Genomic DNA, 12,519 nt, shown 5'->3' with positions numbered 1-12,519 from the left:
AGATTCTAGGACGAAGGCCGTTTTTCGTTAAACGGGCGCTAGGGTGTCACCCTTACACCAACATTTTCGACGCGATCGACGCGCAAATGAGGACTCCACTATCAAATTGTCTCAACCTGTGATATCTAGGCGGCCAAAAGCGAGTCAGATGTTACAGATCGAGATTTTTGGCTCGGCCTATTCCGTTTGTCTCGATCTGTAACAGCTAGGACCGAATAATTCGGCTAGTTGTTACAGATTTAGATTGGGGACATTGGCCTGTGCATTCATCTCAATCTGTAACATCTAGACGTCCAAAACCGGTCTTAGTGTTACAGATTGAGACAATTCGGCGGGGTCTACGTTGTTTGTCTCGATCTGTAACGGTTAGGACTTAAAAACTCGGCCACGTGTTACAGATCGAGACAAAAGAAAAAGAACATTAGGACTTGAAAATAAAGTTTTGATAAGGGACTCGCCCAGTTAAGACGGTGCGGCAGACAATTGAGATTAGTTTGCCTCCGGAGTCGTAAGCATAATGAGTCAGTTCGATGACCGGAAGTTTTGCAACACCATAATTACTGGCTTCGGAATCGCTAAGCTGACGTGCTCTATAGCTTTCCCTAACAGATTGGATAGACTTGGACAAGTCGTCCATGATTCTGCTAAATGCCTGAAAATCTAACTGGTTATTCGGAACGCGCGACTTTGAAATGAAGAATGTATCAGCGCCTATGAAGCTGCCTTCAAGTTCGTAGGTCAATTCAAGACGCTGAATTTCATCGCGACTTTGACATCCAAATTGTTGGAGCATCATTACGGAAATTGGACGACCTGATGTGAGGCCGCCGAAATGTTTGGTGATGGCATCCGGATCAACGCCATCGCAATGGCTTGCAAAGTCAAAGTCTAAAAGTGAATTGAGCTCGCTAACGCGTTTCGGTGCAACAAACGATCCCTTACCTTGGATTCGATAGATACTTCCACGACGCTCCAGCTCACTCATGGCAAGTCGGACGGTTGTTCTGCTTACGGCGTATTCGTCGCAGAGTTCCATTTCTGTTGGAAGTTTATCGTCTGCTTGATATTCATCGACGATCTGCTTGAGCAGCGCGTCGGTGAGCTGTAAATAGAGTGGCCGTTTTTCGTGTGTATCGAGCATTAGAGCCTCAGTTTGCATGTTGGTTATACCTGATGGTTGCCTCAGTCGGGATGTAACGTGGGCAAGGTAACCTTAACGTATCAAAGAGCGGCTCAGCATGACGATCTGATGCCTGTATCCACGAAGGGCTTGTCCGAGCGTGAAGATATTCTGGGGCAGGCAAATACCGTTCATGGAGTCCCCGATATGTTGGAGGTCAGCGCCGGCTGCTTTTGCTGCAAGGCCTATTTTCTTAATGGTCTCGCTGTCGCAGGAGTCTTGACTCGTCCCGTTCGCCGCCATGACGAGAACCTTCTCTTCAATTGACTTGCCTACGTTGTGGGATCGTACAAAGTCTACGATGGCGCGCAGGTCTGCTTCTTGGAAGCAAGGGACGGTGTAGGGGGCTGGCACGAGAAGGATATCGACGCCGAGGTCAACAAACTTGCGCGCAATTTCGAGCGTCATGACAGGTTCTGCAACGCCCGCTCCATGCATTTTTCCGGCTATGACCAGGCCATTGAAATGCTCTTTGGAGAGTTTAATCGAATGGGCGATTGCATCGTTGGAGACGCCGGTTCCAGGGTTGCCCGTCAGGCAGATGAAATCAAATCCGAGTTCGTTAGCCTTTTCTAAGGTCTTGGGAGAGACGCGACGACCCATGGGGATTTCCGTTCGGGATTCAGACATCTCTGCCTCGTTATCAACTGGCTCCAGATTGACGCCAATGGGCCTTCCGCATGCTCGCTTCACCCAAGTGACCGGGTTTTCATTGAGATCATCTGGAATACCGGCAATAACTGGATCGAACACATCGAGCGCGTTAAACAGAAGCAGGTCGGCACCTGCGGCACGTTCGATTTCTGCATTAGTAACGCCGCCGAGAAATTGGGAAGAGGGTACGTTTTCCGCCATGATGGTACGTCCCTCGGAAGCCAGAATTGCCTGTTTTAGATCCATGGGTGACGTGGCGGCAAAATCGGATGCGGACATGTTCAGTAATCGTTTGGGCATTGTTACTTCCTTTGACTAGAACGACAGGCTTGTGACATTGTCTCTAATATTGTTACAACAATATATTCAATATGTTATATCCAATCGGTGAACGGTTGCAAACTTATTGTACTGCTCTGAAAAAATAGACCCTAGCTGGGAAAACCTTAAATTAATCAACTACCGTTCACCGAATAAGTATTTGAATTCTTGACATATCGACAAAGCGGAAAAAGAATTGGTTATGACAAATCGCGCAAATGATATTACATTTCGCACAAGAACGTATTCACTTACATAAGTGGATACAAACGGGGACGACGACGGTTGAGTCCGGATAAATCGTTGTGTGCCCGGGAATCATGAAAGGATGTGTTATGGACGCTATCGTCAAATTCCTTGAAAAACACCAGCCCCTCTTCGACAAAATCTCGAGGAACATTTATCTGGTGGCGATTAAGGATGGCTTTCTCTCGAATATGCCAATTGTGCTGTTCTCGAGCCTGTTCCTTCTTCTTTCGACGCTCCCTGCCTATGTAGGCATCACGCTTCCGTCTGAGGTGCTGGATTTCTTCAATAAAATCTATGCATATACCATGGGACTTCTTGGCATTATGGTGGCCGGCACCACGGCGAGCTCACTTGCCATGTCGATGAACCGTCGCATGCCTTCGGGTAAATCTCTCAACCCCACCTCGTGCATGGTTTGTGCCATGTGCGGCATGCTCTTGCTATCGGTGACGAACGATGTTGTCTCGATTGGCGGAGCAGATACATCTGTTTTTGAAACCGGCTATATGGGAACCAAGGGTTTTCTCGCTGCGTTCGTAGCCGCATTCTTGACCGTTAATATCTATAAGGTGTGCATTAGCCATAATGTGACGATCAAGCTCCCCAAAGAGGTCCCTGGCTCTATTGCGCAGAGTTTTCGCGATATCTTTGCATTTGGGTTTTCGATCCTTGCGTGCGCTTTTATCGATCTTGCGAGCCGCAAGCTGCTTGCTGTGCCGTTCGCCAATTTGGTATCCGCTCTCATCTCGCCGCTGTTCTCCGCGGTCGACACCTATCCTGGCATGGCGCTTATCGAAGGCGCGGTCGCACTTTTCCAATTTATGGGCATCCACGGTGCTTCGGTTGTCATGAGTCCGATCAATGCTGCGCTCTACGGCAATACCGTTACCAATCTTGAGGTTTTCCAAGCAGGTGGACACCCGTCAATTGCTCTCACGCAGGACTTTACAAGCTTCATCGGCGGTCTGGGCGGTTCTGGCTGCACGTTCATCGTTCCTATTATCCTGATCATGTTTATGCGCTCCAAGCAGCTTAAAGCCATGGGCAAGGCATCGATTATCCCGGTGATTTTTGGAGTTAACGAGCCCGTTATCTTCGGTATGCCGATTGTTCTCAATCCTTATATGTTCGTGCCCTTCCTAGTGGCTCCTATGGTCAACGCCATTATCGGTAAATTTTTCATTGACGTCATTGGAATGAACGCCCCCATGTATACCATGCCGTGGGCGCTTCCCGGCCCAATTGGTGCGTTCCTCACCACGGGTCTCGATCTGCGTTCTCTCGTATTGATGGCAGTGCTGTTGGTCGTTGACTTTGTGATTTACTATCCGTTCTGCAAGGCGTATGACCATCAGCTTTGTTTGGAAGAGTCTGCAAAGGAGACTGCAGGAAACTCGGATGCAGATGCTATTGCCGCACAGGAAAATGTCGCAAAAGCTCTCGAGGCGGTAAAGGACAAGGCGGAGCAGATCCGCGTGCTTGTGCTTTGCCAGGGTGCCGGCACTTCGACTCTCTTGGCAAATGCTCTTCGCGAAGGTGCCGCTGCTAAGGGTATCGATCTGGTTTCTCAGTCCGGTGCGTACGGAAGCCACTATGAGACGATGGATCAGTACAACGTGATTGTTCTGGCGCCCCAGGCACGCATGTACTATGACGCTATGAAGGCCGATACCGATCGCCTTGGAATTAAACTGCTCACCACAAGGGGCAAGGAGTATATCGACCTTACCAACGATCCCGAAGGTGCAATTGACTGGATCGTTCAGGAGCTGGCCAAATAGTGGATGCACTTCGTCGTTGATTCGTCGGTGTATGGTACGGCCCCGCAGCTTATTGAGCTGCGGGGCCGTATTTCGTTGAGTATCTAATTGAGACAATGAGCGCAACCGTCGTGAGATCGCATTGGCGCTCTCCGAGTCACCGACAAACTGCCTTCCATCTATGTGACCAATTCGCTTTCGGCCTTTAGCCTGCTCGAGGCGCGCGAAGACTGCGACCTGTGCCTCGTGGGCGGTATATACCGTCGCCGCACTGCCGCTTTTGTGGGGCCAACGGCCGAGGATGCCCTGCGTGCGCTGGGTATCGACGCGGCGTTTATCGGCGCCAACGGCATTTTGGACGGCGACGTGTCCACGTCTAACATGGAAGAGGGCCGCATCCAGCAGCTCGCCTTTAGCAAGGCCGACTCGCGCTATCTGATCGCCGACTCCAGCAGGATCGGCAGGCGATACTTCTGCCCCCCCGCCGGCGCAGGGGTACCGCTTTACAATGACGCGCAAATAACTTTGAGCAACAAGGATGAGGCTATTCTGAGATATGACTAGACTCCGTATTTCGTCTTTATGTCCCTTGAGAATGAATCATAGTCTTCATAGAGTCCCTCTTTGCTTTCATCCTCGGCGTGGTTTACACGTTCAAGGAGCTTATCCTTTGGAGCCTCTTTTGTTATTGCGGCCTCGCCATCGGGTATTGTGGATTGCAAGAATAGTTCTAGAGCATGGACGTCTTTGAGTATGTAGCCCGTCGAACGGCCCGCTCCTGTTTTTTCGATTGCGCTGCAACTAACAAGCTGACCGAGGGTTCGTTTAACGGTTACCTCGCTGATATCGGGGCAGTTGGACCGGATGTCGGATTTCTTAATGACGCCGGGTCTCTGTTGAAATAGAACAGCGATGCGCGCTTGCTTCGACATGGGACGAGTGCTTGATTCAATTAAGGTACGCTGCTCGAGCTGTCGGTAGGCGGCTAGGGTTGTTCCGAGCATGAAACGGATAAAAGGTGCTTCGGTGTTTTGATTTTCATTCCATCCAGTGGAGCTTGCAGCGAGGGCGTTGTAGTAGAGCGCCTTGTTGTCTTCAATAAGTCGTTCGATGCTGATGTAGCGCGCAACGTCGTATCCAGTCTTTTCGAGCAGCAGCGTTGTAAGGAGCCGGCTCATCCTGCCATTGCCATCGTTGAAGGGATGAATGCTAACAAAATCGAAGATAAAGCGGAGCGATATAAGGAGGGGATCGCAAACTTGGCGAGATAAAGCATCGTTGAGGGACTGGCAGGCTTCTTTAATAAGTCCCGGGGTTGCTAGAGCCGAAGGGGGCCTAAAGCGCACAAATCGATTACCTTGATCGTCAATGGAGACGATTTCGTTATCGCCATCTTTCCAATGGCCTCCATACGAGATTGCCGTGTGCGCCATGAGGTCACGATGCAACTGCAGAATGACCGATGGCGTTACGGGAATGGAATCGTGTTGCTCGTGAATAAGCGACAGCACATCTCGGTATCCAGCGATTTCTTCCTCTGCGCGGGAGCTTGGCTTGGCGGAATACGCCATGATCGCTTTGAGTCTTTTTTGGGTGGTAACAATTCCTTCAAGTCCGTTGGAGGATCGGGTGCTTTGGATCTTAGCCTCCTCCATTAGGGACGATAGAAGCTCGGGTTTGACTTGACTCAGAGCAAGCTGACGGCCTTTATGCTCGCGTATCGAGAGGAGGAGGTTGGTGATTGGAGTTGCTTCGAGTTCCGCTGGGACTGTGGTGTAATCGAACTGGCGCATGCGGCTCCTTTCGGTATCACGAACATACTTTCGATATCATAATATCATTAAATGATACCGAAAGTATGTTCGTGATACCGAAAACTAGAAACCATGGTTCATAACTGCTTGGAAAGTTCGGATTTGACTATCTTATTGTCTTGATCTGTAACAGGTAGACGGTCGAAAGTGGGCTACGTGTTACAGATTGAGATCTTTCAGCCCTGGCCGCCCGTTCGTCTAAATCTATAACAGTTAGGATTGAAAATCCCTGCTAGATGTTACAGATTGAGATAAACGGCCCGCACGGGCCCACCAAAAACAAAAAGGCCGCATGCGAACCCGTGGAGGGATTCGCATGCGGCCGACAGGGGGTATGTGGCAGAAGTTAAGCCATGAGCAGGCCGGTCTCCGCGACGTTCTTGTACCAGTACGCGCTCGCCTTGGGATAGCGCTTCTGGGTCTCAAAGTCGATGTAGAACAGGCCATAGCGCTTGTTATAGCCGTTGGTCCAGGAGAACTGGTCCTGCAGCGACCACACGAAGTAACCGTCGACGTTCACGCCGCCGTCGATTGCCTTGAGGATCCACGCGAGATGCTGACGCATGTAGTCGATACGAGGGGCGTCGTCGATAAAGCCATCCTCGAAGTCGTCCTTATAGCCCATGCCGTTCTCGGTGATGTAGATCTTCTTGTAGTTGGGGTAATCGTTCTTAATGCGCAGCAGCAGGTCGTACAGGCCCTCGGGATAGATGATCCAGTCCCAATCGGTGGTGGGTATGCCTTCGCGCACGCATGACTCGCCCACGCCCTTGAGGAACCAGCGCGAGGAGCCCTTGTCGCCGGTGCCATTGTGGTTGATGTCGTTTTCGCCCTCGGCGGCACGCAGGAACTGGCACTTGTAGGTATTGACGCCCAGGCAATCGTTGTAAGGGAGCGCGGCGGTCAACGCGGCGATGTCCTCGTCACGAACGTCGAGCTCGCCGCCGGCGATATGGGCCAGCTTGGTCGCAGCCTCCATGGTGTCGGCTGCATAGTGGCCGCGGAAAGTGGCGTCGAGCACCCAGCGGTTGTTGATGACATCGGCCATGCGAGCTGCCTCGCAGTCGGCAGCACTGTTGGGATCGAGGGGATACTTGGGCTCCAGGTTCTGGACAATGCCGATCTCGCCCTCAAAGCCGCCCTCATGGAAGGCGACGACAGCCTTGGCGTGGGCCACCATCATGTTGTGCATGAGCTGGAAAGCCTTGTCCAGGCGATACTTCTCGCCGTGCGGCCAGTTGCCGACGATAAAGCTGCCCTCGGCGGTCGCGGGAATCTCGTTAAAGGTAAACCAGTGCTTGACCTCGGTGAACTCGGCAAAGCAGAACTTGGCGTACTCGACAAAGGCGTCGATCGTCGTGCGCGTCAGGAAGCCCTCGCCGCCGTTCTGGTAAAAGGCCTCGGGCGTATCGAAGTGATCGAGCGTGACATAGGGGATAACGCCGGCTTTATTGCAGGTGGCAAAGAGCTCGTGATAGAAGGCAACACCCTCGGGGTTAATCTCACCAGTGCCGCTGGGGAAGATGCGGCTCCAAGCGATGGAGACGCGGATACCGTTGATGCCGAAGCGCTGGCACAGGTCGATATCGACCGGGTACTTGTTGTAGAAATCGCTTGCGGGATCGGGGGAGAAGCGACCCTGAGCAACCAGGAAATCGTCCCAGGGCACTTTGCCCTTGCCGTGCGTACGGGTCTCGCCCTCAACCTGGTAAGCAGCGGTGGCGCCGCCAAACACAAAGCCGTCGGGGAACTGCATGGGGTTGGTCATGAGTCATCCTTTCTGTGGGATACGAATAGGGAGAGGTGCCCGAACCGGGAATCCGGGCACCAACAGAGGGAGGAGCTAGTCGAGGTTCTCGCGGAGCCACTTGATGGCGCCAGCGGGGTCGCGAGTAAGGTCGATATATTCCTTACCGCGGGGAGCGAGCAGCTTAATGCCCAGGCGATCGGTGTCGGCCTTCATGTCGTTGTAGTAGCTACGAACCTGCGGGGCGAGCACGATAACGTCGTACTGATCCATGATGGCAGTGTGCTGGCCATAGGCGCCTGCGGAGGAAGCGATGTTCTCTCCGGTCTGCGCAGCACCTTCCTTGATGGCGTTGGCGAGCATGGCAGAGGTGCCGGCGCCGGCGCACAGGACGAGGACCTTCAGGCCATCGACATCCTTCTTAGCGGATGCATCGGCAGCGGGCTCGGGCTCGGGCTGATCGGCGACAGGCTTGCTGTCGGCGGCGGCAACAGTCGTCTCGACGGAAGCGGTAGCCTGCTCGACAGCGGGCGCAGAGGGCTTGGCGGCGATGGCAGCGGCACCATTGGACTCGAGACCCAGCTCGGCGGCGCGCTCGGCCTCCTGGTCGCAGAGCAGCTTATCGTATGCCTTCAAGAACGGCAGGTAGATGATGGCGTCCAGCAAGATGATAATCGCGACAAATACCAGGGCGATAAGCTGGAAGTTCGTGGTGATGAAGATGCCGATGGGGGCGGGGGTAGCCCAAGGCACCACGAAGGAGAAGCCGTTCATGCCCACGTTATCGATAAAGAACTTGGCAACACTCACGTTGACGCAACCGGCGGCAACAAAGGGGATGAGCATGTAGGGGTTAAGGATCATCGGCGCGCCAAAGAGCAGCGGCTCGTTGACGGCGAAGGCAACAGGAACAATCGAGGCCTTACCGACGGCTTTGAGCTGCTTGGACTTCATAAAGAGAATCAGCAGAAGCGGCACGATGAACGTGGCGCCGGTGCCGCCGAACTCACCCACGAGCGACATGTTAAAGGTGAGGGAGTGGGCGGGGTGACCGCCTGCCAGCAGAACCTGCAGGTTCTCGGCCTGGTTGGCAAGACGGATGGGGTCGATGCCCGGCTGGACGATCGAGGGGCCGTGGACGCCGATGAACCAGAAGAACGCGGTGGCTGCCTGGATAAGGATAAGGCCAGGATAGGTTTCTGCGGCGGTAAAGAGCGGGGAGAGCAGTTTGATAAGCAGCTCGGAGAACGGAACGCCCATGAGGTTGCGCACGACGACATCGATGATGCCGCAGATGATGACGGCGCCGCCAAAGGGGATGATGTCGCGGAAGTTCTGAGCGATGGCGCCCGGGACCTCCTTGGGCAGCTTAATGGTCAGATCGCGCGAGACGCAGAACTTATAGACCCACACGGTAATGAACGCGGCGATATAGGCCGAGAACAGACCGCGCGTACCCATGCTGGTGCAATCGAAGACCGAAAGTTCGGAGCCGTTGAACTTGGTGGTGAACTGCGTGACTGCGAGCAGCAGCATGCTGCACTGGGCGGCCACCATGGTGGAACCGTCGTTGAGCACTTTGCCGGCGGGCATGCGACGGTTCATGGAAGCCGTAAAGTTTTTGGCAGTGGTGCCGGCAACCATGATGCCCATGACGCCCATGGTGAAGTTGTACAGCTTGTTGCACCAGTCGAGGAGCGGCTGGGGCAACGTGATGCCGACCACGCCGGGAAGCGTGGCGATCAGCAGAAAGATCGAAGAGGTGAGGACGATGGGCATGCACCCAAGGAATCCGTCCTTGATGGCCTGGAGGTAGATGTTTCTCGAGATCTTCTCAAAGAACGGTTGATGCTTTTCGAGCATCTTTACGATGGCGTCCATAGAGCTCCTTTGCTGCTTAGTGCGCGATGCATGTGGATGGAACTGGTCGTCGATGGATGGTCAGGACTGCCCGGAAACCTTCCTGCTTAAGGAAGGCATTGCGAAATGACAACGTTGTCATTTCGTTAATGACAACGTAAGACATTTTTGGAACAGCAACAAGGATATACGGGTGAGCGGTCGATATTGTTCGGTAAACGGTTGATTTATTAGTCAGGCAGGTAGTGTATGCTAGAACGCAAAAAATAAGCGATGCAAAACCGACTGGAGAAGTAGTGGCAACGATGGACAAGAAAAATGTCTCAATGAACGATGTGGCAGTTGCCGCGGGCGTTTCTCTCAAGACGGTGTCGCGCGTGATCAACGAGCCCGATAGCGTGCGCGAGTCGACGCGCGATAGGGTCCATGCGGCCATGGAGGAGCTTGGGTTTCGAACCAACTTTGCCGCGCGTTCGCTCAAGTTGGGTCGTTACGGGTGCATCGGCGTGGTGCTGTTCCACTTGTCGGGCGGTGCCGTGGACATGATTGACGGCATCGCCGATGCCGCCGAAGAACGCGGCTTTGCGCTCACAATGATTAAGAAGCGGGCGGGGGAGAAGATGACCCTTGCCGAAGCGGCGCGTAGGATGTCGCAACTGCCTGTTGATGGCATGATCTTCAACCTGCGCCAGATGGTCGATGACTTTGATACCTTTGAGGCGCCGAAAGACCTCAAGACGGTGATTATCACGCCGATGGAGCATCCTACCTGCTCCACCGTCAGTGACGACCAAGAGGGCGGCGCGCGTATGGCGTGCGAGTACTTTTTGGACCACGGTCACAAGAACGTGTACTTCGTCTCTGGTAAGAAAGAGTCACTGTCGAGCCAGTGCCGTATGAAAGGTTGGCGTGCGGCGCTCGAGACGCGTGGCATTGAGCCGCCCGAGCCTCTGCAAGGCGATTGGAATGCGGATAGCGGCTATGCCGCGGGCCTTGTGCTTGCCGATAAACCCGATTGCACGGCGGTCCTCGCTGCTAACGACTGCATGGCCAACGGCGTGATGATGGCTCTGCGTGACAGAGGGCTCAGGGTGCCCGACGACGTGTCCGTGATCGGCTTTGACGACGAACTCTACAAGACGATTCCCAACTCGATTCTGACGTCAGTGAAGTTTCGCCACCGCGAGCTGGGCATCCGTGCGCTTAACGAGGTCGTCGCAGGTCTGGAAGCCCCGAGCTCCAGAAGCCGTACGCTTGTGTCGGGCGTGCTGGTCGAGCGTTCCAGCGTGAAGGACCTGCGGGCGTAGACGTGCTCGGCCTGCTCGTCTAAATCTGTAACAGGTGGGACCCGAAAACTCGGCTAGATGTTACAGATTGAGATGAACAGGAGGACGGGTGCGGTCTAAACAAAATGGCCCGCGCATCACACATCGATGCACGGGCCATTTATTGTCTGCGAGCGGCAGGTGGTGTCAGCGTCTTATGCCTCGAGGTTTTCCTCGATCCAGGCGACGGCACCCTTGGGATCCTTAGTGAGGTCGATGTACTGTTTGCCCTTGGGCGACAGCAGCGTGATGCCCAGGCGGTCGGTGTCGGCCTTCATCTCGTTGTAATAGGTGCGAACCTGCGGAGCCAGGACGATGACGTTGTACTGGTCCATGATGGCGTAGTGACTGCCGTAGGCACCGGCGTTGGCGGTAATGTCGATGCCCAGCTCGTCGGCGCCTTCCTTAAGCGCGTTGGCGAGCAGTGCAGAGGTGCCGGCGCCAGCGCACAGAACCAGAACCCTCAGATCCTTGCCCTTAAGGGCGGACGGAGCTGCGGAGGCCTCAGTGGCAGAAGCGGTCTCGACAACAGGAGCCTCAACGGCGGGGGCGTCAGCGGTCTTGACGGTCTTGGTCTCCTCGGCCTCTTCTTCGGCCAGGGTCTCGGCCTCCTGCTTGCACAGGACGTTGTCGTAGGCCTTGCAGAACGGGTAGTAGATTAAGAAGTCAACGACCAGCAGGACGACAACCAGGACCAGAGAGATCGGCTGGAAGTTGGTGTCGATGAAGGTGCCGATCGGTCCGGGGAGTGCCCACGGCATGGCATAGATAAAGCCGTTCATGCCCAAAAAGTCGATGAAGAACTTACCAATGAGGACGTTGGCCACGGGGGCAGACGATATGAGCAGGACATAAAAACATTGAGAGCCCCTGCTGCATGAAAGACCGCGGATTAGGCCGACAATGGTGAGTGTCTAATTCAGCCGCGGCGGCCACGCCGCATTCATGGAAGGGGCTCCCATGCTCGATACTACCACCTTCGTCGGCCTCGACGTCCACGCCCGCTCGATAAAGGCCGTCTCCCTCGACGTCATGACCGGGGAGGTGCGCTGCGCGACCTTCGGCTACGACGCCGGCGCCGTCGCAGGTTGGGTCCGGTCCGTGGACCCTAAGGCCAAGTGCGTGTACGAGTCCGGGGTCACGGGATTCGACCTGCAGAAGAGGCTCTCCGGCCTCGGGGTCGACTGCGTGGTCGGCGCCGTCTCGAAGATGATCAAGCCCAGCGCGGACAGGCGCAGGAAGAACGACCGCAACGACGCCGAGTTCCTCGCCCGCATGCTGTCGGTCGGCAACGTGGTCGAGGTGTGGGTCCCCGACGACGAGTGCGAGGCCGCCCGCGACCTGACCAGGGCGCTCGAGGACGCGAGGGACGACCTCTCGCGCTCGAAGCAGCGGCTCTCCAAGTTCCTGCTCAGGCACGGGCTCGTCTTCGACGAGAGGACGCCCACCGGCCGCAGGAAGGGCAACTGGACCCGGGCGCACTGGTCCTGGATCGAGTCGATAAGGTTCGCGGAGGGGGCCGACAACGACGTGCTGTTAGCGTCAATATAATTTTCACCATTTCCACCAACGCATTTTCGCCAATCGCGCCAACGCGGATACGCCGGAT

At 54.7% G+C, this 12,519-nt stretch carries 10 protein-coding genes; 4 read left to right on the top strand and 6 right to left on the bottom strand.

Annotated elements, in window-relative coordinates; translation table 11 throughout:
- Nucleotides 1–421: 421 nt before the first annotated feature.
- Together AB5Z54_RS09520 and AB5Z54_RS09515 are read right to left on the bottom strand one after the other, a co-directional pair.
- Complete coding sequence (locus AB5Z54_RS09520; RefSeq protein ID WP_226802922.1) at nucleotides 422–1,141, bottom strand: GntR family transcriptional regulator; 720 nt, start codon at nucleotides 1,139–1,141, stop codon at nucleotides 422–424.
- A 72-nt stretch (nucleotides 1,142–1,213) separates the two neighbouring features.
- On the bottom strand, nucleotides 1,214–2,113 hold the full coding sequence (locus AB5Z54_RS09515) for a DUF7916 family protein (protein ID WP_368161348.1): 900 nt from the start codon (nucleotides 2,111–2,113) through the stop codon (nucleotides 1,214–1,216).
- A 377-nt stretch (nucleotides 2,114–2,490) separates the two neighbouring features.
- Here AB5Z54_RS09515 and AB5Z54_RS09510 point away from each other — a divergent pair, with 377 nt between their 5' ends.
- Nucleotides 2,491–4,185: a PTS lactose transporter subunit IIBC gene (locus AB5Z54_RS09510; protein WP_055310563.1), complete on the top strand. Its 1,695-nt coding sequence runs from the start codon at nucleotides 2,491–2,493 to the stop codon at nucleotides 4,183–4,185.
- A gap of 162 nt (nucleotides 4,186–4,347) precedes the next feature.
- Nucleotides 4,348–4,728 (top strand): sugar phosphate isomerase family, encoded by a 381-nt coding sequence (locus AB5Z54_RS09505; RefSeq protein ID WP_368161346.1) that lies wholly within the window; start codon nucleotides 4,348–4,350, stop codon nucleotides 4,726–4,728.
- On the opposite strand, the gene AB5Z54_RS09500 is transcribed toward AB5Z54_RS09505, so the two are convergent.
- From AB5Z54_RS09500 to AB5Z54_RS09490, 3 genes are all read right to left on the bottom strand, one after another.
- Nucleotides 4,725–5,957 (bottom strand): Fic family protein, encoded by a 1,233-nt coding sequence (locus tag AB5Z54_RS09500; protein WP_316366777.1) that lies wholly within the window; start codon nucleotides 5,955–5,957, stop codon nucleotides 4,725–4,727. The two genes, AB5Z54_RS09505 and AB5Z54_RS09500, sit on opposite strands and share 4 nt — an antisense overlap.
- A 367-nt stretch (nucleotides 5,958–6,324) precedes the next feature.
- Complete coding sequence (gene lacG / locus AB5Z54_RS09495; RefSeq protein ID WP_368161344.1) at nucleotides 6,325–7,746, bottom strand: 6-phospho-beta-galactosidase; 1,422 nt, start codon at nucleotides 7,744–7,746, stop codon at nucleotides 6,325–6,327.
- 75 nt (nucleotides 7,747–7,821) lie between these two features.
- On the bottom strand, nucleotides 7,822–9,606 hold the full coding sequence (locus tag AB5Z54_RS09490) for a PTS lactose transporter subunit IIBC (RefSeq protein ID WP_368161342.1): 1,785 nt from the start codon (nucleotides 9,604–9,606) through the stop codon (nucleotides 7,822–7,824).
- A gap of 284 nt (nucleotides 9,607–9,890) precedes the next feature.
- Here AB5Z54_RS09490 and AB5Z54_RS09485 point away from each other — a divergent pair, with 284 nt between their 5' ends.
- Nucleotides 9,891–10,892: a LacI family DNA-binding transcriptional regulator gene (locus tag AB5Z54_RS09485; protein WP_368161340.1), complete on the top strand. Its 1,002-nt coding sequence runs from the start codon at nucleotides 9,891–9,893 to the stop codon at nucleotides 10,890–10,892.
- A 173-nt stretch (nucleotides 10,893–11,065) separates the two neighbouring features.
- On the opposite strand, the gene AB5Z54_RS09480 is transcribed toward AB5Z54_RS09485, so the two are convergent.
- Nucleotides 11,066–11,737, bottom strand: coding sequence for a PTS sugar transporter subunit IIB (locus AB5Z54_RS09480; protein ID WP_368161339.1), 672 nt, complete (start codon nucleotides 11,735–11,737; stop codon nucleotides 11,066–11,068).
- A 133-nt stretch (nucleotides 11,738–11,870) separates the two neighbouring features.
- On the opposite strand from AB5Z54_RS09480, the gene AB5Z54_RS09475 reads away from it, so the two are divergent.
- Nucleotides 11,871–12,461: an IS110 family transposase gene (locus AB5Z54_RS09475; RefSeq protein ID WP_368161338.1), complete on the top strand. Its 591-nt coding sequence runs from the start codon at nucleotides 11,871–11,873 to the stop codon at nucleotides 12,459–12,461.
- Nucleotides 12,462–12,519: the final 58 nt, after the last annotated feature.

The sequence above is a fragment of the Collinsella aerofaciens genome, from assembly GCF_040910185.1.
Lineage (GTDB): Bacteria > Actinomycetota > Coriobacteriia > Coriobacteriales > Coriobacteriaceae > Collinsella > Collinsella aerofaciens_BF.
Note: the sequence above shows the minus strand (reverse complement) of the source record. Positions and strands in the feature narration are given on the sequence as shown.